Source organism: Bacillus sp. SN32, assembly GCF_002837495.1.
In the GTDB taxonomy this organism is placed as follows: domain Bacteria; phylum Bacillota; class Bacilli; order Bacillales; family Bacillaceae; genus Bacillus; species Bacillus subtilis.
Map to the genome: position 1 here is coordinate 182322 of NZ_PJCT01000005.1, position 26180 is coordinate 208501.

Genomic DNA, 26180 nt, shown 5'->3' on the forward strand with positions numbered 1-26180 from the left:
CATTACAATAGGCTCTCCGGTCTGCTATTACATAAGAAAATTCAGGTGAAAGTAAAAGCAATTTCGCTCCACTGAAAAATTCATGCAGTCACTAGTTTTAAAGCCTTTTAAGCTCGTTAACTGGCCTTATGAGGAAACATCTTAAATCTATAGCCATGGCCGATCGATAGTCGGGTCCTGTACCATTACCTTCTTTAATCCATTTTTCCACTGTAGACGTTCTTTCTCTTTTGGACATAAAAACACCCCTTTAGACAATCTTATCCAAAGGGGTTAAACATTTATTACTCCACAGTAACACTCTTCGCAAGGTTACGCGGTTTATCAACATCACAGCCGCGATGCAGTGCAGCATAGTAAGCGATCAGCTGCAATGGAACAACAGATACCAACGGAGCAAGCGCTGGGTTTACTTCCGGCAGTACGAATCTGTCATCCGCATCGTCTAGGCCTTTTAGTGAGATGATGCATGTGTTTGCTCCGCGAGCGGCAACTTCTTTGACGTTTCCGCGGATGCTTAGGTTTACGTGCTCTTGAGTTGCCAGTGCGAATACTGGTGTTCCTTGTTCGATCAAGGCAATCGTTCCGTGCTTTAGCTCACCGCCGGCAAAACCTTCTGCCTGGATGTAAGAAATCTCTTTCAGCTTCAGTGCGCCTTCGACACATACGAAGTAGTCAAGGCCGCGTCCGATGAAGAAAGCGTTTCTGGATACAGTCAGGTATTCACGGGCGATCATTTCCATTTCGTCTTTCTGGTCGCATAGAGCTTCCATTGCGTTTGCAGCGATACCGAGTTCTTTGACGAGGTCAAATCCGATATCGATGCCGTTTTTGTCAGCAGCCACAGAAGCAAGAACCGCAAGAACTGCAATTTGTGCAGTGTATGCTTTCGTTGACGCAACAGCGATCTCAGGGCCTGCATGAAGCAGCAATGTATAGTCAGCTTCACGAGAAAGCGTTGATCCAGGTACGTTTGTGATTGTTAGGGCTTTGTGTCCGAGTGCTTTGACTTGAACGAGAACCGCGCGGCTGTCTGCTGTTTCTCCGCTTTGAGAAAGGAAAATGAAGAGCGGTTTCTTAGACAGAAGCGGCATGTTGTAGGAGAATTCACTCGCTACATGCACTTCAACCGGCACGTTTGCCCACATTTCAATATATTGTTTACCGACAAGTCCTGCATGGTAGCTTGTTCCGCAGCCAATGATATAGATGCGGTCCGCTTCCGCTACAGCGGCAGCGATATCACCAGGCACAGACAGCTTGCCGTTTTCATCTTGATACGTTTGGATGATTTTGCGCATAACAACAGGCTGCTCATCCGTTTCTTTCAACATGTAGTGAGGGTACGTGCCTTTTTCGATATCACTGGCATCAAGCTCAGCAATATAAGACGCACGTGTAATCACGTCACCATCAAGGTTTTTGATGACAACTTGGTCATCAGTGACGATAACCATTTCTTTATCCATCAGCTCAACATATTCGTTGGTTACTTGAAGCATCGCCATTGCATCAGATGCTACAACGTTGAATGTATCTCCAAGACCTACTAATAGAGGGCTTTTGTTTTTCGCTACAAAAATCGTTTCTCTGTTGTCGTTATCGAATAAAGCAATTGCATAAGAGCCTTTTAACAGTGTAAGTGTTTTACGGAACGCTTCTTCTGTCTCAAGTCCTCCATTGACGAATTGCTCGATTACTTGAACGACTACTTCTGTATCGGTGTCACTTTTGAGCTCTACATCTTGCAAATACTCTTGCTTCAGCTGAACATAGTTCTCGATCACGCCGTTATGAACAAGTGTAAAGCGGCCCAGTGCGCTTTGATGCGGGTGAGCGTTCAGATAGCTTGGTTCGCCGTGTGTAGCCCAGCGAGTATGCCCAATTCCGGCTTTCGCCTCTACATTGGCATCCACAACTTCACGAAGATCTGCAATGCGTCCTTTTTCTTTGAACACATGGATTCCCTGTTCGTTGGCAACAGCAATACCAGCAGAGTCATAACCGCGATACTCAAGCTTCTCTAACCCTTTTAATAAAATTTCCTTCGCATCAAGCTGACCGATATAACCTACGATTCCACACATATTTTTCTTCCTCCTAAGATTGTAAAAGGAGACGAAGAAAGTCAAATTTCAAGGGGACTTTCAATCGTCCCCTCCTACATGTTTTTTGGAAGATCATGTGATTTCTCTTTGTTCAAGGAGTCACCCCCTTGGTTTGAAGAAATCCTTACGGCTGTGATCTGCACACTCAGCCGGGAGGCATCCGCCGAAAATTCGATAACCTCCATCCTCGTCAACTAAGCCTTTTTCCGGGCGCTTAGTTCGGGCGCTATAATTATAGGTAAAGCAATAATCCCGTCTTCTTTTCCTATTGAGAAAATAAGAACAAGACAAGCTTGATTTTACAACATGTGGCATAAACGGTCAATTGTTTTTTAAACAACTTTGCCGTATGTCTCACAATTATCTTATGTAATCCTCGCTTGTCTTGTTCACTCTCTGATAATAGACTTCGTTACTCTAATCCCATTTCTGACCGGACGACTTCAACAATGCGATTGACATACTCATCGCACAGCTCTTTCGTCTTCGCTTCAGCCATGACACGGACGAGCGGTTCAGTTCCTGAAGGGCGCACCAAAATCCGGCCGTCGCCGTTCATTTCTTTTTCAACTTCAGAAATAACTGCTTTTACTTTTTCATTTTCTTCAACTTTATATTTATCAGTCACTCTCACATTGACTAACAGCTGCGGGAACTTCTGCATTTCAGCTGCAAGCTCTGACAGTGGCTTGCCTGTGGCTTTCAAAGTGTTCATCAGCATAATAGCAGACAATAATCCGTCCCCTGTCGTGTTGTAATCAAGGAAAATAAGATGTCCTGACTGCTCTCCGCCGACGTTGTAGCCGTCTTTTTTCATTGCTTCTACTACGTAGCGGTCGCCGACAGCTGTCTGTACGCTTTTGATGCCTTCTTTTTCGAGCGCCTTATAGAAGCCGAGGTTGCTCATCACGGTTGAAACCAAAGTATCATCCTTTAAACGGCCCTCTGATTTCAGATGTTTTGAGCATATGTACATGATTTGGTCGCCGTCTACAATATTTCCTTTTTCATCGACAGCAATCAGGCGGTCGCCGTCACCGTCGAACGCAAGACCGAGATCCGCGTTTTTCTCTTTGACAAACGCGCTGAGCGCTTCGGGATGAGTCGAACCGACGCCGTCATTAATGTTTAATCCGTTCGGGGAAGTCCCCATTGTAGAAACATCTGCATCTAAATCAGCAAACAGGTGTGTCGCCAAGGATGACGTTGCGCCATGGGCACAGTCCAATGCCACATGAATGCCTGTGAAATCTTCATCAGCTGTCTGTTTTAAGAATTGCAGATATTTTTGTCCGCCTTCAAAATAATCGTTTACAAGTCCAAGATCTGCTCCGACAGGTCTTGGCAGCTTATCCTCAGGTTCGTCCATCAGGCGCTCAATTTCAGCCTCTTGTTCATCAGAAAGCTTAAATCCATCTCCCCCAAAGAATTTGATGCCGTTATCCTGCACTGGGTTATGAGAAGCGGAAATCATGACGCCCGCCTCTGCATCCATCGCTTTTGTCAAATAAGATACACCTGGTGTAGAAATGACACCCAGACGCATGACTTCTGCGCCAATGGATAAAAGTCCGGCGACAAGGGCTCCCTCCAGCATATGGCCGGAGATGCGTGTATCGCGGCCTATCAGCACTTTTGGACGTTGTTTGTCTTTTGTCAGCACATAACCGCCGAAACGTCCGACTTTAAAGGCCAGCTCAGGTGTAAGCTCACTATTGGCGACACCTCTTACACCGTCTGTTCCAAAATACTTGCCCATTTTATAATCGCTCCTTTTTTATTCCGATGAGGATTGTGAATTCGCAGTGGATTCATCCTCATCCTGATCTTGGTTTTGATCTTTATTTTCGTCTTGGTTTTGATCGTTGTTGTTTTTATCAGTGTTCTTTGTATCTTCTTGCTGATTGTTCTTTTGATCATTTGTTTGTTTATCTGTGTCATCCTGGTTCCCTGATGTATTGCTGCTGTTATCATTCGTTGATGTATTGCTTTTCTTAGACGTCAGCTTGATTTTGGCGTTTTTCCGCCCCAAGGACCAAGTTACATTCTGTGGCCCGTTCACTTCAAGCTTCACGCTATGCTCCCCGTCCTCTAAATCTGAAACATTCACATACAATTCAATATCTGATTTTTTCAGTTTATTTATATTCGTGGGAGAGCCTTTAGCCGTTACATCTATCGCTTGTGATTCAGGATCAAGAAATTCAATGTTTTGTGAGCTGCTCAGCCCTACAGTCTTGATAGGGACATTCTCGAACTTCTGATCCGCTTCACTATCGACTTCTATATGCAAAGTCACCTTTGACGGTGAGATTTTTTTGACACCATCAGGAAGCGGAATATCTGCCTCGATATCGGAATCCTTGTTAATTTTACTTAAATCTAAGCTGACGCCGTCAATAAATTCAAGAGAATCCAACACATCCTGTGAGCCGTAAACCGTTACCTCACTGGGGCTGGATTCAATATTCGCTATGCTGACACCGTCAGGAAGGCTTCCTGTCCGTTCAATTTTAAAGGGCACTTTTTTACTCGGGCTTGTCACCGGAACGGTAATCTTGATGACCGAGGGCTCCACGTCGACAGGAAGCGCGTTTCCGTCTTTATCATAGACAGTCACTTTCGCTTCCTTTTCAATCGTTTCATCTGCGTTTTCCAAATTCACTGAAGCTTTTACAAGAGAAATATTATCGATGACATTTTTCGATCCGGTAATCTGCACATTTTTCGGACTGACAATCGGCTGCTCCGGAGAATAGCCTTTTTTCATCTTGCTTTTGTTGTAGTACTCCACTTCTACGGGAAAACTTTTGGTCGTCCGTTCCTGAATGGTCACTGTCGTAACAGACGGATTAATTGAGATTGTCAGCCCATCCGACACGTTTTTGGCCTTAAGCTCAACCTTATGTGTGCCGGTTTTCAAATGTTCCATATCAGCATATATTTCAAAGTTTTTGGTCTGCCGAGCCTTTTTCACGGCGCTTGTCGAGCCTTTTATCGTGACATTAACCGTTTGCGGAACACCCGTTACGACGTAATTTTCATCATCATAATACGCTTTAACCGGGATATCAGTCAGAGTTGCTTCATCAGTTGTTGATGTCGGAAAGAAAGATTCACCCGGTTTTTTCGGAGTCGGTGCTTGGTTGCTGTTAACCGCCACATAAAGCAAGAGCGCGAAAAGCAGAGCAATGATTTTCACAGCCCAGCGGTTGTTTAAGAATTTATCCATTTTTCTTGCCCCTCCAATACCAGCGGTTAGAAGAAGTGTCTCTGGTGTTTTTCTTAAACTCGGCTTCAAGCATTTCTTTCAGCGCTTCTTCTGTAAGCTCTCTGTGAAGGTCGCCGTTCTTTGCCACACTGACGCCGCCGGTCTCTTCAGACACAATAATCGTCAAACTGTCTGTTACTTCACTGATACCGACAGCCGCTCTGTGCCGCGTGCCCAGTTCTTTTGAAATAAACGGGCTCTCAGAAAGCGGCAGATAACAGGCGGCCGCGGCAATTTCATTATTTTTCATAATCACCGCACCGTCATGAAGCGGGGTGTTTGGGATAAAAATATTGATCAGCAGCTCAGAGCTGACTTTGGCATTCAGTGGTATGCCGGTCTCAATATAATCCCCCATTCCAGTATCCCGCTCAATGGTCAGCAAGGCGCCTATACGGCGTTTCGCCATATAATTGATCGCTTTTGTAATGGCCTCAATCGTTTTCTGCTGCGCTTCTTCAACAGGCGTGCCGCTCCTCGAAAAAAAGCGGCCGCGGCCTAGCTGTTCAAGCGCTCTTCTCAGCTCAGGCTGAAAAATAATAATAATTGCTAAAAATCCCCATGTTATCGCTTGGTCCATCAGCCATTGAAGTGTGCTGAGGCCCAAATATTGGCTGGCCATACGAACAAGCACGATGACTACAATTCCTTTTAACAGCTGAACCGCTTTCGTGCCGCGTATCACCATAATCAATTTATATATCACATACCAAACAAGGAGAATATCAACGGCATTGCCGAGGTACTGCAAAAAAGGGATATCCTCAAAAGCCATTTCCTCGTCCTCCAAGATTTCAGTCATTTCGTATTTTGTGTTTTACGTGTTACGCATATGTACTTTACATAGCGAGCCCATTATACCACATTTCGATTTAGCAAGTGAAATGTGCCAGCGCTCTCAGCCCGCAAAAAAAGAGCAAAGCGGCTAACGCGCTTTACTCTTCTCCGTTCGGATTGAATGCATCGAGTACACTTTTCCCCGCAGACTTCATCTTGTACCATGTCCAGTCGAATAATTGATTGATTTCTTCAATCTGACCGGTGACTTGTCCAGCAGAGGCCATATACTTTTCGCCGTTTACGACGGTTACATCCCCGTCTATTTTGCCTTTAATAATCAGCTTGCCGTTTTTGACAGTGACATCACCTTTGACCGTCTCACCTTCTGGTACGGTCACAGTATGGTTATGAACCACAAGATTCGGCTGCTTGGACACGCTGAAATTGTGGTCATTATGCCAGCTGTTAAAAAAACCCCCGCCCATCAAAATGATGAATACCGCAGCAGCTGCGATAACGGGATGGGTTCTGAACCATCTTTTTACAGAAGCTCTTTTCTTCTCCTTAGGCAATTTTGCCATGACATTAGCGGTAAAATCCGCGGGGGCTTCGACATGCGATGTGCTCCGTACAAGCGCTATGGATTTCTCCATCTCGTAAAAATGCTTTCTGCATTTCTCGCATGTCTCCAGATGTTCATTTAATACGTGTTCATCTTTTGGAAGGATATCTCCATCAAGATGCATATGCATAAGCTGCACAATTTGTTCAGGACAGCTCATTTCATCACCCCACTTAAAGATCCCTTAATTGTTTTCTAAGAGCCTCTCTGCCTCTGTGAATCCGCGTTTTCACAGTCCCCACAGGAATGTTTAGAATCTCCCCGATTTCAATTAATGAGAGTTCGTCAATATACTTTAATACGATGACTGTTCTGTATTTGTCAGGAAGCTTTAAAATTTTCTGCTGTATCGTGTTTGAGAGCTCCAGCGACACAACTGCATCTTCAGGCAAAACACCATCTGCGGCGATTTGAGAATACATGGTCAAGCCTTCCGTACCAGCCACCTCTGCATCGAGGTAATAATCCGGCTTCTTTTTGCGAATGCGGTCAATGGTCAAATTGGTCGCGATTCGATAAAGCCAAGTTGAAAATTTCCGGTTAATATCAAAACTGTCGATATTAACGTACGCTCTGATGAAAGCTTCCTGTGCAATATCCTCCGCCTCATGCACATTGCCAAGCATACGGTAGCAAAGCTGATAAATTTTATCTTTGTAAATATCTACGATGTCCGCAAATGCATTCTGGTCGCCTTTTTTGACTTGTTTAATTCTTTTTTTAATCATCATTTCCATATTTATCTAACCTCTGCCTTCACCGGTCTGTATGTATACGAGCTTCGTTTCAAAAGGTTTCAATTTTTTTATAAAATAAGTTTATCAAATTTTCGGCAGGGTGTAGATGGTAATTCGTGAATAAACTACCTTAACATATTTTTAAAATTATTATACAGACTGAACAGTTAGAAGTTGGAATGATTTTCCCGAAAAGAAAAAAGACACCTTTTGATCAAAGGTGTCTGTGACTGGGCTAGCTGGATTCGAACCAACGCATGACGGAGTCAAAGTCCGTTGCCTTACCGCTTGGCTATAGCCCAATAATGGTGGAGGGGGGCAGATTCGAACTGCCGAACCCTGAGGGAGCGGATTTACAGTCCGCCGCGTTTAGCCACTTCGCTACCCCTCCACATAAAATTTTGAAAAAACAGTGCCGGCAAGAGGACTTGAACCCCCAACCTACTGATTACAAGTCAGTTGCTCTACCAATTGAGCTACACCGGCAAGATGGTGGAGGATGACGGGCTCGAACCGCCGACCCTCTGCTTGTAAGGCAGATGCTCTCCCAGCTGAGCTAATCCTCCAAATGGTGACCCGTACGGGATTCGAACCCGTGTTACCGCCGTGAAAGGGCGGTGTCTTAACCGCTTGACCAACGGGCCGTTGTGTTCTCGTCGAGCTGACAAAAGTTATTATATACAGGTCACCCCCTGTTTGTAAAGAGGAAAATTATTTTTTTTATTTTCAAACTTTTTAACTCCTTTTTTAACTGAAAAAGCCTCCCAACTAAAGCCATTTATTTTATGATAGAGACAAGCAAAGCAAGAGAGGAGAAACCAATATGATTCTAGTCAGTTCCTGCCTTGGAGGCATTGAATGCAGATATAACGGCTCTCACGCAGCGTCGGAGAAAATCAGAAAACTCGTCGATGAAAAGAAAGCAGTCATGGCTTGCCCTGAACTTCTCGGCGGCTTCTCTACCCCACGCGAACCCGCAGAAATCATAGGAGGCACCGGCGAGGATGTCCTCAATGGAACAGCGAAAATCGTGACAGCTTCAGGAGAAGACGTCACAGAACTATATATGGAAGGCGCCGCGAAAACATTGGCTTACGCAAAAGAAATCAACGCTTCTGCCGTCATATTAAAAGAAAACAGTCCATCTTGCGGAAGCGGTTTTATCTATAACGGCACATTCTCTGGCAAAAAAATCACCGGCAGCGGAGTAACCGCCGCACTGTTAAAACAAGCGGGCTACAGCGTCATTTCGGAAAACGAGCTTAACGACATATTGTAAGGAGGCCACCCCATGACTCAAGACATTTCTTTATCCTTCTATAAGCCTGAACACTTGCCCGAGCTCCAATCATTCACGCTCACCAACGATGACAAACGCTTTACCTCCCTCCCGAAAGAGGTGCTGTCTCAGGCTCTGGGCATACAGGACCGATACCCGGTTGTCATCTTAAAAGACGACCTTCCAGTCGGTTTTTTCATTTTACATGCATCAAAAGAAACGCTTGCTTCTTATTCTAACAATCCATTTGCTTTACTGCTCAGCTCCCTGTCTTTAAACGCTGTGCATCACGGAAAAGGCTATGCGAAAAAAGCCATGCTTTTGCTTCCCGCTTTTGTGAGCGGATATTTTCCATGGTGCGACGAAATCATCTTGGCCGTCAATCATCTGAACATACGCGCAAAACACCTTTATATGAAAAGCGGGTTCCTTGATAAAGGACGGCGAAGAATCGGCCCGCTTGGAGAACAGTTGATCCTTCATCATTTCTTATAGTCTTGAGTGAAATAAAATTTCAAAAATTTAAAAACATAGTTGAAATATCATAACAGAAATGAATATACTGAATATTGAGATATATCATTTTAAAACAGGGGGCATCCTCATGTCAGAACCATTAAACCTTCACCGTCTTACAACAGAATCACGCAATAGCCAAACAGTTGAAATCCACAAAGCAAACACTCTCGGCATCCTCAAAATGATCAACAACGAAGATATGAAAGTCGCTGCAGCCGTTCAAGAGGTTCTCCCCGACATCAAAACAGCTGTAGACTGCGCTTATGAATCGTTTCAAAATGGAGGCCGGCTCATATATACAGGCGCCGGCACAAGTGGCAGACTCGGCGTCATGGATGCTGTTGAATGTCCTCCCACCTACAGCGTAAGCCCAGATCAGGTCATCGGAATCATGGCTGGAGGCCCCGAAGCCTTTTTACAGGCAGCAGAGGGCATTGAAGACAGTGAAGAAGCAGGAGCTGAAGATTTAAGAAACATACAGCTCACTTCAAATGACACCGTCATTGCCATCGCAGCAAGCGGCCGCACACCCTACGCCGCAGGCGCCCTAAGATACGCCCGCAAAGTCGGAGCACACACCATCGCCCTTACTTGCAATGAAAATTCCGCCATCAGCAAGGATGCGGATCACAGCATTGAGGTTGTCGTCGGACCTGAGGCCATTACAGGATCAACACGTATGAAAGCCGCAACCGCTCATAAAATGATTCTAAACATGATATCTACCGCTGTAATGGTCAAAATCGGCAAGGTTTACGAAAACTTGATGGTAGACGTCAACGTCAGCAACAAAAAACTAAAAGAACGCGCCATCAGCATCATCCAAAGCCTTACAAACGCTTCATACGACACAGCCAGATACACTCTGGAACAAGCCGATCATCACGTCAAAACAGCAATCGTCATGCTCAAAACAAGCACAGATCAGAAACAAGCAAAGACATTACTCGATGAAGCAAACGGTTTCATTGACAAAGCAATCGAACATTACCATCCATGATAAGGAGAGAACTAGAATGGCCACAGGCGGTTTAGCGATCATCCAATCAATGAAGCATAAGCTCCCTCCATCCGAGCGCAAACTTGCAGATTATATCCTAGCCCATCCCCACAAAGCAATCGAAAGCACGGTCAACGAAATCAGCGCCTTAGCCAATTCAAGTGACGCTGCCGTCATCAGGCTCTGCAAATCACTCGGTTTAAAAGGATTTCAAGATTTAAAAATGAGAGTAGCGGGCGATCTGGCAAAGCCTACGTTTCAGGGCTACCGGGATATTGTTCCCCACGAGCCGCTGCCCTCCATTTCCGAAAAAACGGCCGGCAATGCCATTCAAGCCATTCAGGATACTTCAGACCTGATGGACTACAAAGAGCTTGAACGAGCGGTTTCTCTGCTTCTCAAAGCTCATACCGTGCATTTTATCGGCCTCGGGGCTTCCGGCATTGTCGCCAAGGACGCCCAGCAAAAGTGGCTTCGCATTCATAAACAAGCAACCGCGTTTACAGACACTCATCTTGTGGCATCTTTAATCGCAAATGCAGATAAAGACGACATCGTATTCGCCATTTCGTTTTCAGGAGAGACACAGGAAATCATTGAACTGTTTGCCATGGCCAAGGAAAAAGGCATCACAACGATCAGCCTCACACAATTCAGTCAGACATCCGTCTCCGCACTGGCTGATGTCCCTTTGTATACAGCCCATTCCAATGAAGCCTTGATTCGAAGTGCAGCCACTTCCTCCCGCCTCGCCCAGCTTTTTATAATTGATGTTTTGTTTTTAGGCATGGCGGCTGAGCAGTATGAAACGACAACCGGTTATATAGATAAAACGAGAGCAGCCATACAATCTATGAGAATAAAATAAGGCATCTTGAAGGGGAGGGGTTTTAATGAGCAAAGAAAATAACTACCATCATCTCGCACAGAAAATCCTTGAGCTATGCGGAGGAAAATCCAATATTTCTTCATATACGCATTGCATGACACGCCTGCGCATTACGCCTTACGATGAAAGCAAAGCAGATGCTCAGGGTTTAAGAAAGCTTGACGGCGTATTGGGGGTCGTTGAAGCTGAAACCTTACAAATTATCCTCGGCACAGGAGTCGTCAATCATGTTACAGCTGCTTTCTCAAAGCTCGTGTCAGCAGAAGAAGGTGCCGATGTCAAAGAAGCAGCGGCCAAAAAGAAAGCCGATATCAATCGAAAAAACGCCACTCCTTTTAAACTTTTCTTACGTAAAATTGCCAGCATTTTTATCCCTCTTATTCCCGCTCTAGTCGCTTCCGGTTTAATTACTGGGATTACCAAAGCAATTATTCAAGCAGGCTGGCTCTCTGCAGACTCACAAATTGCGGTTATCCTGACAGTCATCGGATCAGGGCTGTTCACTTATCTCGGCATTCTCGTCGGTATTAACGCTTCGAAAGAATTTGGCGGGACACCCGCACTTGGGGCTTTGGCCGGGATCTTGTTTATCAATCCGGAGATCGTAAAAATCAGTTTATTTGGAGAAGAGCTTCTCCCGGGCAGGGGAGGTCTGATCGGCGTCCTTTTCGCAGCCATATTCATTGCTTACACCGAACAATTTATTCGCCGTTTTATTCCTCAATCACTCGATATCATTGTCACACCCACCGTTTCACTGTTAATCACCGGAATCGTAACGTATGTCGTATTTATGCCTTTAGGCGGATTCATTTCTGATGCCATTACATCCGGCCTTCTGTCCATCCTGGACATCGGCGGCATCGCTGCAGGCTTTATTCTGGGCGCAACCTTCCTTCCTCTCGTCGTAACCGGACTGCATCAAGGCTTGACGCCTGTGCACATGGAACTGATCAATTCAATTGGCAATGATCCTCTGCTCCCTATTTTGGCTATGGGAGGTGCAGGACAGGTAGGCGCGGCCTTTGCCGTTTTCGTGAAGACGAAAAAAACAACACTGAGGAAAGCAATCGCCGGCGGGCTTCCATCGGGACTGCTCGGCATTGGTGAACCGCTTATTTTCGGAGTCACGCTGCCGCTTGGCCGTCCGTTTTTAACAGCATGTTTAGGAGCTGGAATCGGTGGTGCCTTTCAAGCGTATTTTCAAGTAGCCACCATTGCGATTGGTGTCTCCGGACTGCCGCTTTCCTTTCTAGTCCTGCCTTCGCAAATCATCCTGTATATCGTTGGGCTCTTTATTTCCTACGCGGCCGGCTTTTTATTGACCTATGCATTCGGATATAAAGATGAAATGGCTTCTCAGTTCGATTAAATTGTTTCTGTTTTAGGGATAGTAAACGGGATAGAAGCACAGAAAGGGGCTAGCCTGTGAAAACAAAGACACTGTTCATATTCAGTGCCATTTTAACCCTATCGATATTCGCGCCAAATGAAACCTTCGCACAAACAGCAGACAACTTGGTTGAGCCGAAAACCATAAATGCAGAAACTGCACAATTCTCGACGAAGAAGCTAAAGAAGGTAGATCAGATGATAGAACGGGAGATTGCAGCAGGATTTCCAGGCGCCGTTCTTGTGGTGGTGAAGGATGGACGCATCATAAAAAAAGCAGCATACGGCTACAGTAAAAAGTACGAAGGGTCAGAACTGCTGCGCCGTCCGGCCAAAATGAAAACCCGCACGATGTTTGACTTAGCCTCAAATACAAAAATGTACGCAACAAATTTTGCATTGCAGCGCTTAGTTAGCCAAGGAAAACTTGACGTCTATGAAAAAGTTTCTGCATATTTGCCGGGTTTCAAGGATCAGCCGGGTGACCTCATAAAAGGAAAAGACAAGATACGTGTCATTGATGTCCTCCAGCACCAATCAGGGCTCCCATCAAGCTTTTACTTTTACACGCCGGAAAAAGCCGGCAAGTACTATTCCCAAGAACGGGACAAAACGATTGAATATTTGACGAAAATTCCGCTCGATTATCAAACCGGGACAAAACACGTATACAGTGACATTGGATATATGCTACTTGGGTGTATTGTCGAAAAACTCACCGGTAAACCGCTTGATGTCTACACGGAGCAAGAGCTCTACAAACCGCTCAGGCTGAAGCATACCTTGTACAATCCGCTGCAAAAGGGCTTTAAACCGAAACATTTCGCAGCTACTGAACGAATGGGCAATACACGTGACGGCGTTATTCAATTCCCTAACATCCGCACAAACACGCTGCAAGGAGAGGTGCATGACGAAAAAGCGTTTTACTCAATGGATGGCGTGTCTGGGCATGCCGGATTGTTCTCAAATGCAGATGATATGGCCATACTGCTGCAAGTCATGTTAAACAAAGGTTCATACCGAAACATTTCTTTATTTGATCAGAAAACAGCCGACCTGTTTACAGCACCTTCAGCAACAGACCCGACATTCGCTCTTGGCTGGAGGCGGAACGGAAGTAAAAGCATGGAATGGATGTTTGGCCCTCATGCCAGTGAAAATGCTTACGGGCATACCGGCTGGACAGGGACAGTTACAATTATTGATCCAGCATACAATTTAGGCATCGCATTGTTAACAAATAAAAAGCATACACCAGTTATTGATCCAGAAGAAAATCCAAACGTCTTTGAGGGTGATCAATTTGCAACAGGCAGTTATGGAAGTGTCATAACCGCGATTTATGAAGCGATGGAGTGAATGATTAGACGATAGGAGGAAGTTTCTATGAGACCTGTCTTTCCGCTTATCCTTTCAGCCGTTCTCTTTCTTTCATGCTTTTTCGGGGCCAGACAGACAGAAGCCTCTGCATCCAAACGTTCAATCGATGCCAATCAGATTGTCAATCGTATGTCGTTAGATGAAAAACTCGGTCAGATGCTGATGCCTGATTTTAGAAATTGGCAAAAGGAAGGCGAGTCCTCTCCGCAAGCCCTTACAGAAATGAATGATGAAGTCGCCAGCCTCGTCAAGAAATATCAATTCGGAGGCATCATCCTTTTTGCAGAAAATGTAAAAACAACAAAACAAACTGTCCAACTGACAGACGATTACCAAAAGGCAAGTCCAAAAATCCCGCTCATGCTGAGTATTGATCAGGAAGGCGGCATTGTAACGCGGTTAGGGGAGGGCACTAATTTCCCAGGGAATATGGCACTGGGCGCAGCCAGAAGCAGAATCAATGCGTATCAGACCGGCAGCATCATCGGGAAAGAGCTCTCTGCCTTAGGCATCAATACAGATTTCAGCCCTGTCGTGGACATTAACAATAATCCTGATAATCCTGTAATCGGCGTACGGTCATTCAGCTCCAATCGAGAACTGACATCACGCCTCGGTCTATATACGATGAAAGGGTTGCAGCGGCAGGATATCGCGTCTGCCCTCAAACATTTCCCGGGACATGGAGACACGGACGTTGACAGCCATTATGGACTGCCGCTCGTTTCCCATGGCCAAGAACGGCTTCGGGAGGTCGAACTCTATCCTTTCCAAAAAGCAATTGATGCCGGTGCTGATATGGTGATGACAGCCCATGTTCAATTCCCTGCCTTCGACGACACCACATACAAAAGCAAACTCGATGGATCAGACATTCTGGTTCCAGCTACACTTTCAAAAAAAGTGATGACAGGTCTTCTTCGTCAGGAAATGGGCTTTAATGGTGTGATCGTTACCGATGCGCTCAATATGAAGGCAATCGCAGATCATTTCGGACAGGAAGAGGCTGTGGTCATGGCCGTAAAAGCTGGTGTCGATATTGCATTAATGCCAGCCTCAGTCACTTCAATGAAAGAAGAACAGAAATTCGCACGTGTTATTCAAGCTTTGAAAGAAGCCGTGAAAAACGGGGATATCCCTGAACAACAAATCAACAAATCAGTTGAAAGAATCATTTCCCTAAAAATAAAACGCGGCATGTATCCAGCGCGAAACAGCGACAGTACAAACGAAAAAATAGCCAAAGCCCAAAAAATCGTAGGAAGCAAGCGTCACCTCAAAGCAGAGAAAAAAATAGCTGAAAAAGCAGTGACCGTATTAAAAAATGAACAGCACACTTTGCCGTTCAAGCCTAAAAAAGGCAGCCACATCTTAATTGTGGCACCTTACGAAGAACAAACTGCTTCAATCGAACAAACCATTCACGATCTCATCAAGCGAAAGAAAATCAAACCCGTATCTGTCGACAAAATGAATTTTGCCAACCAAGTATTTAATGCCGAGCATGCAAAACAAGTAAAAAAGGCTGATTATATCATAACCGGCTCCTATGTCGTCAAAAATGACCCTGTCGTCAACGACGGTGTCATCGACGACACAATATCAGATTCAAGCAAATGGGCCACCGTGTTTCCGAGAGCTGTCATGAAAGCCGCACTGCAGCACAACAAACCATTTGTCTTAATGAGCCTGCGCAACCCATATGATGCCGCCAATTTCGAAGAAGCAAAGGCACTGATTGCAGTCTATGGCTTTAAAGGATACGCAAATGGCCGTTATCTTCAACCTAATATTCCGGCCGGAGTGATGGCGATTTTCGGCCAGGCAAAACCTAAAGGCACACTTCCAGTTAACATCCCATCAGTCACGAACCCGGGGGACACCCTTTATCCATATGGCTACGGATTAAATATCAAAACGGGAAAACCGCTTTAATAAGGAGGGACACATGAGAAAAACAATATTCGCTTTTCTGACAGGGCTCATGATGTTCGGAACGATAACCGCTGCCTCTGCTTCACCCGATTCAAAGAATCAAACGGCTAAAAAACCTAAAGTCCAAACTGGTATAGACACGCTCTTGCCAGACTATAAAAAACAGCTCAAGGGAAAACGTATCGGACTGATCACCAATCCAACCGGAGTAAACGCATCTCTGAAAAGCAGTGTCGATATCCTTTACGAGAACCCGGATATCAAACTGACAGCTTTATTCGGCCCTGAACACGGCGTCCGAGGTGACGCCCAGGCTGGAGACGAAGTAGGCTCTTACATTGACGAAAAAACCGGGGTTCCCGTATACAGCCTCTACGGAAAAACGAAAAAACCGACTCCAGAAATGCTGAAAAATGTCGATATTCTAATGTTTGACATTCAGGATGTCGGGACCCGTTTCTACACGTACATTTATACAATGGCATACGCAATGGAAGCCGCTAAAGAAAACGGCATTCCATTTATGGTGCTGGACCGTCCGAATCCTCAAGGCGGGAATCATATTGAAGGGCCAATCTTAGAACCTGAATACGCCTCATTTGTCGGATTGTATCCCATTCCATTGAAGCATGGGATGACGATAGGCGAATTGGCTTTACTGTTCAACAAAGAATTTAGTATTGATGCCGATCTTACAGTGGTAAAAATGAAACACTGGAAACGAAAAATGGATTTTGACGATACCCGATTGCCTTTCGTCCTCCCTTCGCCTAACATGCCGACGGTGGAAAGCACATTTGTTTATCCTGCAACCGGGCTGATTGAAGGAACAAATATATCCGAAGGGCGAGGGACAACAAAACCATTCGAATTGATCGGAGCTCCATTTATCAAAAGCACAGAACTTGAAGAAACATTAAACAGCCTCCATTTGCCGGGCGTAACATTTAGGGCAGCATCCTTCACACCGACGTTTTCTAAACATCAAGGAACGCTTTGCCACGGTGTGCAGCTCTATGTGACAGACAGAGATAAGTTTGAAGCCGTTAAAACGGGTCTTTCAGTCATTAAAACCATACACGATCTCTATCCTGAGGATTTTGAGTTCCTGTCAACAGGTTCATTCGATAAACTGGCAGGCAACGGCTTGATCAGGACAAAAATTGAAAATGGAACTTCGGTTGAGGACATCATAAACAGCTATGAAAAAACACTCCAACAATTCAGCAAAACAAGAAAAAAATATCTCATTTATTAGAACGTAAGCATCGTATGTTACACGTGTAACATATTCTTACTGAACGAAAGACCCTTACTTTTACACATAAGTAAGGGTTTTTTTCATGCTAAAAACCCACCCGCTTTATATAGGAAAACTTTCATTTATTTGGTACAATTTTTATTGAAAATGATTATCAATTGAAAGCTTCTGAAAAGGTGGTCTACTCGTGCAAAATGCAGTGATTTATCAACCGGTACAAATTGAATATCTAAAAAAGACAAGTGATCTCTTCTCAGAACAGCAATTAGCCGATTCATTCGTGCTGATTTTTCATTTAAAAGGAAACGGCTATATTTCGATCGGAACAAACACCAATCCTCTGCAAAAAAAGACACTTTATGTTTGTCCGCCTAACGATACCTTTGGCTTTACGCCAGCAGCCGATGGACATATAGATGCCTGTCTGATCAGGCTTCAAAGCTATATCAAGGAAACCGGACAAGATATTTTCACACCGTGCACAGAATCGGAATTAGCCAAACTGAAGCTTATGAATGTTTCACATATCGAAAATCTTGCAGTCCGGCTTCAAGAGCTTGCCACACTATGGAATGAATCGTCTCAGCTTTCTCAGCTAAAATGTGTGATTGAAGTACAAAGCCTGATTTATGACCTCTTTACTGCCAGTTTATCTGATCAAACGGATACACATTCAGCAATCGAAAAAACAAAACACTATATCGAAACCCATGCCGATACAAAAATCACGCTTGCCCAGCTGTCGCAAATGGCAGGAATCAGTGCCAAACACTACAGTGAAAGCTTTAAAAAATGGACAGGGCAGAGCGTAACAGAATTTATTACGAAAACACGAATCACAAAGGCAAAACGGCTCATGGCAAAATCAAACTGCAAATTGAAAGAAATCGCACACCAAACCGGTTATCAAGATGAATTTTATTTCAGCAGAATCTTCAAAAAATATACAGGCTGTTCACCTACAAGCTATATGAAAAAACGCCGAAAGAAAATCGCCGCATACGGAAGGGGCACAATGGGCCATCTCATCCCTCTTCACCACATACCTTTTGCGGCCGCTCTGCATCCGAAATGGACGTCTTACTACTATCAGCATTATTCGACAGATATACCCGTCCAGCTTAGTGCATACCGGTTTAATGAAAAGTGGGAAGAAAACCTGTACACGTTATCACAGGCAGAACCAGATGTGATTGTCAGCATGGATTCTATTTCTCCAGAAGAACAAGATCGCCTGAATCGCATCGCAGAAGTCATGTACCTTCCTTCAGAAGAAAGCTGGAGAACCCACTTTCTGCAAACTGCCTCATTTTTAAAGGAAGAGTCCGAAGCAGAAAAGTGGCTAGCGGATTATGACCAGCAGACAACAGCCGCCAAAAAAACACTTCAGCACGTTCAAGGGCTGCGTTTTCTCTTTTTGAGGCTGCATAAGCAAAACTTCTATCTGGCACATAACCGAAGTGTCCGCGAAGTTTTCTTTGGGGATTTAGGATTCAGCTCGGCAACAACGGCTGACACACCTTCAGAACAAGCGATTTCGTTAGAAAATATCGCAAATTACCAAGCTGACTGTATGATGCTTTTTCTTTTTAAAGAGCCGGAGACCATAGCTTACTACCAGCAATTACAGCAGACAGAAGCATGGCAAAACCTAAGCGCGGTACGGAATAACCGTGTTTATCTTCTATCCCTTGATCCGTGGAATGAATACTCAGCTTGCGGGCACGAACGCATCGTTCAGCAAACTGTTTCTTTACTATCCGGAGATTGTCCATGATAAATCAGGAATTTGTCCATGGTGTTATATCTGTTCATTCTCTATAATTCCAATTGATAATAGTTATCAATTGAACAGGAGGCTCTATAGATGAAAAAGATATCTCTTACCTTATTAATCTTGCTTCTCGCGCTGACAGCGGCAGCTTGCGGAAGCAAAAATGAATCAACTGCCAGCAAGGCAAGCGGCACAGCATCTGAGAAGAAGAAAATTGAATACCTTGATAAAACATATGAAGTAACTGTACCGACAAACAAAATTGCCATTACGGGAAGCGTTGAATCAATGGAAGACGCGAAATTGCTTGACGTTCATCCGCAAGGCGCAATTTCATTCTCCGGCAAATTCCCTGATATGTTCAAAGACATCACTGATAAAGCCGAACCAACCGGAGAAAAAATGGAGCCAAATATTGAAAAGATTCTTGAAATGAAGCCAGATGTTATCCTTGCTTCAACAAAGTTTCCGGAAAAAACACTGCAAAAAATCAGCACAGCAGGTACGACGATCCCAGTTTCTCATATCTCTTCAAACTGGAAGGAAAACATGATGCTTCTTGCCCAGCTGACTGGAAAAGAGAAAAAAGCAAAGAAAATTATTGCAGACTATGAACAGGATCTAAAAGAAACAAAAACAAAAATCAACGATAAAGCGAAAGATTCAAAAGCGCTTGTCATCAGAATCAGACAAGGCAACATTTACATTTACCCTGAACAGGTGTATTTCAACTCCACACTATACGGTGATTTAGGCCTTAAGGCGCCGAACGAAGTAAAAGCTGCAAAAGCGCAAGAGCTGATTTCATTAGAAAAATTAAGTGAAATGAACCCGGACCATATTTTCGTCCAATTTTCTGATGATGAAAATGCAGACAAACCTGATGCCTTAAAAGATTTAGAGAAAAATCCAATCTGGAAAAGCCTTAAAGCAGTCAAAGAAGACCATGTGTATGTCAACTCAGTGGACCCTCTCGCACAAGGCGGCACAGCTTGGAGCAAAGTCCGTTTCCTGAAAGCGGCTGCTGAAAAATTGACACAAAACTAATTCAGAGTAGGTTTTTGTATGTATTCAAAACAGTGGACACGTATCATATTGATTACTTCTCCATTTGCTATAGCGCTGTCACTTTTGCTTTCAATCCTTTATGGGGCAAAGCATCTTAGCACAGATATTGTTTTTACATCTCTTATTCATTTCGATCCGGGAAACACAGACCATCAAATTATATGGCATTCCCGGATTCCAAGGGCTGCCGGCGCTCTGCTCATAGGGGCAGCCCTTGCTGTTTCTGGAGCGCTTATGCAGGGCATTACGCGCAATTATTTAGCTTCGCCATCCATTATGGGTGTTTCAGATGGTTCAGCGTTTATCATTACGCTTTGCATGGTTCTGCTCCCGCAATCATCTTCGATTGAAATGATGATATACTCTTTTATCGGCTCAGCGTTAGGAGCGGTGTTAGTATTCGGCCTTGCCGCCATGATGCCAAACGGATTTACCCCCGTGCAGCTCGCCATCATCGGCACAGTCACAAGCATGCTGCTCAGCAGCTTATCAGCGGCCATGTCGATTTATTTTCAAATTTCTCAGGATCTCAGTTTCTGGTACAGTGCCAGACTTCATCAAATGAGTCCAGATTTCCTGAAGCTTGCCGCTCCGTTTTTCCTGATTGGCATTATAATTGCCATTTCTCTCAGCAAAAAGGTAACCGCTGTATCATTAGGGGACGACATTTCTAAAAGCCTGGGGCAAAAGAAAAAAACCATTAAAATCATGGCGATGCTTTCCGTCATCATTTTAACCGGCAGTGCCGTAGCGCTGGCCGGAAAAATTGCGTTTGTCGGGTTGGTTGTTCCGCATATCACGAGATTTCTCGTCGGCTCTGATTACAGCAGGCTGATTCCGTGTTCCTGTATTTTGGGCGGAATCTTTTTAACCTTGTGTGATCTCGCAAGCAGATTTATCAACTATCCGTTTGAAACACCGATTGAGGTCGTAACATCCATTATCGGCGTACCTTTCTTCCTTTATTTAATTAAACGAAAAGGAGGGGAGCAAAATGGCTAAAAAATATGCATTGTTCATCGCTTTGATTCTTGTTGTCAGCTATTTCAGCTTAACGAGCGGATCATTTTCTGTTCGTCCTGCTGAGCTGCTCTCCGCTCTTTTTCAAATCGACCCGAATCCGCAGTATGAAATTTTGTTGTTCGATTTAAGACTGCCGCGGGTTGTCATGGCTGCTATTATTGGACTCGGTCTTGGCATTGCAGGCGCTGTTATCCAGGCCATCACGAGAAACGGGCTTGCTGACCCTGGAATTCTCGGAATCAACGCAGGGGCGGGAGCTGGCATTGTAGCGTTTATGCTCTTATTCCAAGGCCAGAAGGAAGTGACATCCATAGCTGCAGCGATGGGAATGCCGCTCTTTGGATTGATAGGCGGGCTCATCGCGGCGATCCTGATTTACATATTTGCATGGCACAGAGGCAATTTAGATTCAGGAAGAATTATTTTGGTAGGGATTGCGATCAATTCAGGATTCAGCGCCCTGTCTTTGTTTTTATCTTTAAAAATGGACCCGCAAGACTATCAAATGGCCATGGTGTGGAAAAACGGAAGCATCTGGTCTGCCAACTGGACGTATATCACAGCCGTTCTCCCATGGATGCTGCTGTTTATACCGATTCTTATCGGCAAATCCCGCCTGCTCGACACCATTCGTTTTGATGAAGACACAGTCAGAAGCCTCGGCATTTCATCAAATAAAGAAAAAACCATCCTGCTCGTAGCCTGTGTAGCAATCATCAGCGCCTGTGTCTCCGTAGCGGGAAGTATGGCGTTTGTCGGCTTAATTGCTCCCCATATCTCTCGGAGACTGGCTGGCGTCGAACATCGCTATATCCTGCCACTGAGCGGTTTAATCGGGATGCTTCTTGTGATAAGCGCAGACTTTGCCGGAAAACTGTTTTTTCAGCCCGCAGAAGTGCCCGCAGGCATCATTTTGGCGATCCTCGGAGTTCCTTATTTCTTATATCTGCTTTTCAAGCAAAAAAAGGGGGAGAATGCTTGAAAGGATCTCTTTCAGAACACAAAGCCGGCAACAGGAGGTTCACGCTGTACCTCCCTCCTTCCTACAGCACAGACAGCGGGGGATTTCCTGCTGTTTACGTGCAGGATGGCAGTTCTTTGTTCCAAAACCAAATCGAATTATTAGAAAGCGCATTTCAACAGCAAAGGCTCCCTGAACTCGTGCTGATCGGTATCGAACCCGAAAACCGGCTTGATGAATACACCCCATGGCCGGCTGCATCACTCAGTGATCGGTTCACGGACTTCGGCGGAATGGGATATCACTATCTGTCTGATATAACGAACCAGTTCATTCCGCTAATCGAAGAAAACTGGAACGTCACCAGGGAACCGCAGTCAAGAGGAATGATCGGTGCCTCATTAGGCGGCCTCATCTCAATGTTCGCCATATTAAAATATCCGTCAATGTTCGGGAAAATAGGCTCTATATCAGGTTCATACTGGTACGAGAACGCAGCGGAAACCATTCATATATCTTCTTTAAAGCCCGGCACTGCACGTGTTTTCATGTCTATCGGGAGTGAAGAAGGCCGTGAAAAACAATCCATTCAGCGACATATGCTGAAAAAAACAAAGCAAGTTCATCAAAGTCTAAAAGAAAAAGGCTTCACTGAAGACCAGTTGTGTCTTTCAATTGAAAAAGGAGCGGTGCACCACCGCAAGTATTTCTGCAAACAGTTCATCAACGCGCTCGAATGGCTATACGGAAAAAACCGCTCAACCCTATGAGCGGTTTTTTTATGCTTTCTGCAACATTGGTTTTAATTCAAAACGATTCAGCATATAGCCAAACAAAGCAGCCAATATCTGCTGAAACAGCATGCCGATCACAACAGGAACGGCAACCTGAGACGGGAAGAACGTAACGGCAAGAACTGCGCCGGCACTAATATTCCTCATGCCTCCCGTAAATATAAGAGAGACTATTTCCTCTTGCCGCCTTTTCATCATTTTTCCGATCAGCCAAGCAGCGGCATAGCCTGTTAACGCGATAAAGAATACCGTTACAGCTATTCCTGCAAATCTCAAATCAATGGATTTGAAATAAGGAGCAATCGCTGAACTGTTAATCGCAATCACTGCCATCAAGCAAAGCTTTGAAAAAGGCGACAGCGCACTGCTCACAGACGCAGTTCTTTCTGGAGATGACATCTGATTAAACAGCATGCCCAAAAAAGAAGGAATCACGACCATTACAATCAGACCTTTCATCATTCCCCACACATCCATGTGAACCTGAGCGCCGGTCAGCAATGAAAGACTCAGCGGTACGATTAGCGGTGACAGCACAGTATCAACTAAAATAATCGAAAGTGTCAAACCGACATTCCCTTTGTACATCGCTGCCCAAATCAAGCTTGTAATCCCCGTAGGAATCACAACAGCCAATGTTAAACCGGTAATCGTCAAAGGATCACCTTTAAATATAAGATGGCCGCTGCCCCAAGCAAAAAGCGGCATGAAAATATGAAGAACGAATAGTGCAAGAATCATAGGGAGAGGATGAGACAATGCATGTCTCAAAGATTGAAAGTTCGCGCTCAAACTGCCTGCAAACGTAATAAAAGCAAAGATCCAAGGCACAGCCCATTCATACCCATTTAAAAACTGAGACAGCAGCACGCCCAACACCACACTAGTCGGCGTTAACAGCGGCATCACTCTCCCCAATACACGGTTCAGCTTCTGAAGCATCATATGCAAGTCCCCTATTTAAAATTTCTCTTCTCTCTATTATATCAATGCTGCTTAAGTGTATGTTATATAAAAAAGCCCAGATCTCATTCATCTGGGCTTCTCTATTTTATGCCATCTGTTTCATTAGAGATTTACTCGCTTTATTCAAACCTTTTAACTCAGCTTCAATGCCTTGTTCCTTAAACTTCGCAACAATCTTATCAAGTGCGGCCGCACCAGAATCGTCCCATACGTGAGCTTCAGTTAAGTCAATCACAACCCGCTCAATATCCTCTTGATATATAAACGCATTCGTAAGATCAGTCACTGACGCAAAAAAGATTTGCCCCTTCACTTGATACGTTCTAAGCTTTTGATCCTCTGCATGAGAAACGATTTTCAGCTTCGAGATTTTTGCTACAAAGAACACGGCACTTAAAAGAACACCGACAAATACACCCTTAGATAAGTCATCCGTCACAACAACCGTAACCACAGTCACAACCATGACAATCGAGTCCGTGAGCGGCGCTTTTTTGAGACCTTTTAAAGAAGACCAATCAAAAGTGCCGACAGACACCATAACCATTACAGCCACTAACGCCGCCATTGGGATTTTCACCACGACATGACTTAACACCGCAATTAAAAACATCAGAAAAGCACCGGCAACAAATGCTGACAAACGTCCGCGACCGCCCGCTTTTGTATTAATGACAGATTGTCCGATCATAGCGCAGCCTGCCATTCCGCCAAAGAATCCAGTCACGATATTCGCAATTCCCTGTCCGCGGCTCTCTTTATTTTTATCACTGTCCGTATCCGTCATTTCATCAATAATCTGCGCTGTCAGCAAAGATTCAAGCAACCCGACAAACGCTAAAGCAATTGAATAAGGAAAAATAATTTGCAGTGTTTCAAAGGTAAACGGAACATCAGGGATTAAGAAATGAGGCAATGAACTAGAAATATTGCCCATATCACCAACCGTCCGCACATCCACATGGAAAGTGACCGCAATAATTGTCATCACAATAATCGCCACAAGCGGAGACGGAACAGCAGTCGTAAACCTTGGCAGCACATAAATAATAACCAACGACCCGGCAAGCATCGCATACATGCTCCAAGAAGCACCTTCAAACTGGGGAAGCTGCGCAGAGAAGATAAGGATCGCCAGCGCATTCACAAACCCGATCATCACAGAACGCGGGATGAATTTCATTAATCTTGCAATTTTACTGATACCTAAAATCACTTGAATAATGCCAGTCAAAATCGTAGCCGCAAATAAATACTGAAGCCCATGATCAGCAACCAGCGACACCATAACGACTGCCATTGAGCCTGTCGCAGCTGAAATCATGCCAGGTCTGCCGCCAAAAATAGAAATAATAATGGCTATACAAAATGACGCATAAAGACCGACCATCGGATCCACACCGGCTATAATAGAAAAGCCAATCGCTTCAGGTATTAACGCTAACGCAACTAAAATGCCAGCAAGAATGTCTTTTCGGATATTCCCGAACCATTGCTGTTTTAATGTAAAACTATTATTCAAATATAACGACTCCTTTTTAGTAAAAAATAAATCCGCACCATATCTATTGTATTGGGAGCTTTTTTTATTTTACGGGAGAAAATGAAAAGAAAAACGACCGGGGAAAACGGGGAAACGTTGAGTATATTGTATTGAGGCAAGGAGTTGTCATACAAAGAGTATCATAATAAATTTTTATCAATTACGCAAGATGATTGCTGAAGAAAAAAATGGCTCAAATATAGTCTGAGACATTTTATCATATCCGGATGAAACCAAGAATCGTTTTAATGACAGTAATATCTTTTCTCTCATTTGGCAACCCGAGCCGGTTTCCGAAAAAATAACCTATCATCATTATCTCAGGCTGATAAATATGAGCGGCCTCATTTAACTCTGTATTTTGGCAATCAATAAAACAGCTTTTGCAGGGATTATTCTTAGTTTTTTCTTAGGACTTATTTATGGCCGGCATGTTCGCCATTATCTTAATTGTCACCAATCAATTTTATCATGGAAAAACAGAACAAACGACAGGCATGCTGCTCGCTGTCAATGGATTGGCGGCACTACCCTGCCAATTGCAGTCGGATGGATTCTGGATGAGTCTCCCGTTCAAACTGCATTTTGATTATTTATGACTCTCATGTTGATCATGCTGGGGATTGTATTGGAATTCAAAAGTATTAGAAAACTTTAAAAAGCAGAAGCTTGATAAAATGGATACTGCCGAAAGCAACTCAGCACAGATATAAAATAAAAAACCCAGCTCAATGAGCTGGGTTTAAGCTTGCTTGGCGGCGTCCTACTCTCACAGGGGGAAACCCCCGACTACCATCGGCGCTGAAGAGCTTAACTTCCGTGTTCGGTATGGGAACGGGTGTGACCTCTTCGCTATCGCCACCAAACAAATTGAG

Annotated in this window: 23 protein-coding genes, 5 tRNA genes and 1 rRNA gene; 14 read left to right on the forward strand and 15 right to left on the reverse strand. The window is 44.4% G+C overall.

Annotated features, from left to right (window positions below):
• Positions 1-97 precede the first annotated feature (97 nt).
• The 12 genes from CW370_RS21360 to CW370_RS18125 form a co-directional block, all read right to left on the reverse strand.
• Positions 98-238, reverse strand: coding sequence for a hypothetical protein (locus CW370_RS21360; RefSeq protein WP_124060157.1), 141 nt, complete (start codon positions 236-238; stop codon positions 98-100).
• A 46-nt stretch (positions 239-284) separates the two neighbouring features.
• Positions 285-2087: a glutamine--fructose-6-phosphate transaminase (isomerizing) gene (gene glmS / locus CW370_RS18075; protein WP_015252962.1), complete on the reverse strand. Its 1803-nt coding sequence runs from the start codon at positions 2085-2087 to the stop codon at positions 285-287.
• Positions 2088-2520: 433 nt separating this feature from the next.
• Positions 2521-3867: a phosphoglucosamine mutase gene (glmM, locus tag CW370_RS18080; protein ID WP_014478651.1), complete on the reverse strand. Its 1347-nt coding sequence runs from the start codon at positions 3865-3867 to the stop codon at positions 2521-2523.
• A gap of 18 nt (positions 3868-3885) precedes the next feature.
• Complete coding sequence (gene cdaR, locus CW370_RS18085) at positions 3886-5340, reverse strand: CdaA regulatory protein CdaR (RefSeq protein WP_024571951.1); 1455 nt, start codon at positions 5338-5340, stop codon at positions 3886-3888.
• Positions 5333-6154 (reverse strand): diadenylate cyclase CdaA, encoded by an 822-nt coding sequence (gene cdaA, locus CW370_RS18090; protein WP_003223651.1) that lies wholly within the window; start codon positions 6152-6154, stop codon positions 5333-5335. Before cdaA ends, cdaR begins: the two co-directional genes overlap by 8 nt.
• Positions 6155-6314: 160 nt before the next feature.
• Entirely contained in the window at positions 6315-6941 is a 627-nt protein-coding gene (gene rsiW / locus CW370_RS18095; protein WP_003234951.1) for an anti-sigma-W factor RsiW, read from the reverse strand.
• Positions 6942-6954: 13 nt separating this feature from the next.
• The gene (gene sigW, locus CW370_RS18100; protein WP_014478649.1) at positions 6955-7518 is read right to left on the reverse strand and encodes an RNA polymerase sigma factor SigW; all 564 of its coding nucleotides are present in this window, start codon (positions 7516-7518) and stop codon (positions 6955-6957) included.
• A gap of 230 nt (positions 7519-7748) precedes the next feature.
• Positions 7749-7820: transfer RNA gene (locus CW370_RS18105), tRNA-Gln, on the reverse strand.
• Positions 7821-7824: 4 nt separating this feature from the next.
• Positions 7825-7909: transfer RNA gene (locus CW370_RS18110), tRNA-Tyr, on the reverse strand.
• A 22-nt stretch (positions 7910-7931) separates the two neighbouring features.
• Positions 7932-8004 (reverse strand) — tRNA-Thr (locus CW370_RS18115).
• A gap of 4 nt (positions 8005-8008) precedes the next feature.
• Positions 8009-8084: transfer RNA gene (locus tag CW370_RS18120), tRNA-Val, on the reverse strand.
• A 3-nt stretch (positions 8085-8087) separates the two neighbouring features.
• Positions 8088-8162 (reverse strand) — tRNA-Glu (locus tag CW370_RS18125).
• Between the two features lie 179 nt (positions 8163-8341).
• Here CW370_RS18125 and CW370_RS18130 point away from each other — a divergent pair.
• The 13 genes from CW370_RS18130 to CW370_RS18190 all read left to right on the forward strand — a co-directional run bounded on the left by CW370_RS18130 (position 8342) and on the right by CW370_RS18190 (position 22772).
• Complete coding sequence (locus tag CW370_RS18130) at positions 8342-8797, forward strand: DUF523 domain-containing protein (RefSeq protein ID WP_024572980.1); 456 nt, start codon at positions 8342-8344, stop codon at positions 8795-8797.
• A 12-nt stretch (positions 8798-8809) separates the two neighbouring features.
• Entirely contained in the window at positions 8810-9292 is a 483-nt protein-coding gene (locus CW370_RS18135; RefSeq protein ID WP_014475628.1) for a GNAT family N-acetyltransferase, read from the forward strand.
• A gap of 109 nt (positions 9293-9401) precedes the next feature.
• The gene (gene murQ, locus CW370_RS18140) at positions 9402-10316 is read left to right on the forward strand and encodes an N-acetylmuramic acid 6-phosphate etherase (RefSeq protein WP_017694928.1); all 915 of its coding nucleotides are present in this window, start codon (positions 9402-9404) and stop codon (positions 10314-10316) included.
• A 16-nt stretch (positions 10317-10332) separates the two neighbouring features.
• Positions 10333-11184: a MurR/RpiR family transcriptional regulator gene (locus CW370_RS18145; RefSeq protein ID WP_015252968.1), complete on the forward strand. Its 852-nt coding sequence runs from the start codon at positions 10333-10335 to the stop codon at positions 11182-11184.
• A 25-nt stretch (positions 11185-11209) separates the two neighbouring features.
• Positions 11210-12577, forward strand: coding sequence for a PTS transporter subunit EIIC (locus tag CW370_RS18150; protein WP_024571412.1), 1368 nt, complete (start codon positions 11210-11212; stop codon positions 12575-12577).
• Between the two features lie 56 nt (positions 12578-12633).
• Positions 12634-13959, forward strand: coding sequence for an N-acetylmuramoyl-L-alanine amidase (gene amiE / locus CW370_RS18155; RefSeq protein WP_024571411.1), 1326 nt, complete (start codon positions 12634-12636; stop codon positions 13957-13959).
• A 27-nt stretch (positions 13960-13986) separates the two neighbouring features.
• Positions 13987-15915 (forward strand): beta-N-acetylhexosaminidase, encoded by a 1929-nt coding sequence (gene nagZ, locus CW370_RS18160; protein WP_029946393.1) that lies wholly within the window; start codon positions 13987-13989, stop codon positions 15913-15915.
• Between the two features lie 13 nt (positions 15916-15928).
• Positions 15929-17173: an exo-beta-N-acetylmuramidase NamZ family protein gene (locus tag CW370_RS18165; RefSeq protein ID WP_024571409.1), complete on the forward strand. Its 1245-nt coding sequence runs from the start codon at positions 15929-15931 to the stop codon at positions 17171-17173.
• Positions 17174-17363: 190 nt separating this feature from the next.
• Positions 17364-18953 (forward strand): bacillibactin transport transcriptional regulator Btr, encoded by a 1590-nt coding sequence (btr, locus tag CW370_RS18170; protein ID WP_024571408.1) that lies wholly within the window; start codon positions 17364-17366, stop codon positions 18951-18953.
• A gap of 90 nt (positions 18954-19043) precedes the next feature.
• Complete coding sequence (feuA, locus tag CW370_RS18175) at positions 19044-19997, forward strand: iron ABC transporter substrate-binding protein FeuA (RefSeq protein WP_015252974.1); 954 nt, start codon at positions 19044-19046, stop codon at positions 19995-19997.
• 18 nt (positions 19998-20015) lie between these two features.
• Positions 20016-21020 carry a FecCD family ABC transporter permease gene (locus tag CW370_RS18180; RefSeq protein WP_024571407.1) on the forward strand — a complete coding sequence of 335 codons (1005 nt, stop codon included), beginning with the start codon at positions 20016-20018 and terminating at the stop codon, positions 21018-21020.
• Positions 21013-22023, forward strand: a complete 1011-nt coding sequence (gene feuC / locus CW370_RS18185; RefSeq protein WP_024571406.1) for an iron ABC transporter permease FeuC — start codon at positions 21013-21015, stop codon at positions 22021-22023. The genes CW370_RS18180 and feuC overlap by 8 nt, the downstream gene beginning before the upstream one ends.
• A complete protein-coding gene (locus CW370_RS18190) occupies positions 22020-22772 on the forward strand; it encodes an alpha/beta hydrolase (protein WP_017694920.1) in 753 nt (250 codons plus the stop codon). The genes feuC and CW370_RS18190 overlap by 4 nt, the downstream gene beginning before the upstream one ends.
• A 9-nt stretch (positions 22773-22781) precedes the next feature.
• Here CW370_RS18190 and CW370_RS18195 read toward each other — a convergent pair whose 3' ends face one another.
• Both CW370_RS18195 and CW370_RS18200 read right to left on the reverse strand, forming a co-directional pair.
• A complete protein-coding gene (locus CW370_RS18195) occupies positions 22782-23702 on the reverse strand; it encodes a bile acid:sodium symporter family protein (RefSeq protein ID WP_080262570.1) in 921 nt (306 codons plus the stop codon).
• 145 nt (positions 23703-23847) lie between these two features.
• Positions 23848-25284, reverse strand: coding sequence for a SulP family inorganic anion transporter (locus CW370_RS18200; RefSeq protein ID WP_003234986.1), 1437 nt, complete (start codon positions 25282-25284; stop codon positions 23848-23850).
• Between the two features lie 443 nt (positions 25285-25727).
• Between CW370_RS18200 and CW370_RS21850 the strand changes: the two genes are divergently transcribed.
• Complete coding sequence (locus CW370_RS21850) at positions 25728-25904, forward strand: hypothetical protein (RefSeq protein ID WP_430383951.1); 177 nt, start codon at positions 25728-25730, stop codon at positions 25902-25904.
• 151 nt (positions 25905-26055) lie between these two features.
• Here CW370_RS21850 and rrf read toward each other — a convergent pair.
• A 5S ribosomal RNA gene (gene rrf, locus CW370_RS18210) occupies positions 26056-26171 on the reverse strand.
• Between the last annotated feature and the right edge of the window lie 9 nt (positions 26172-26180).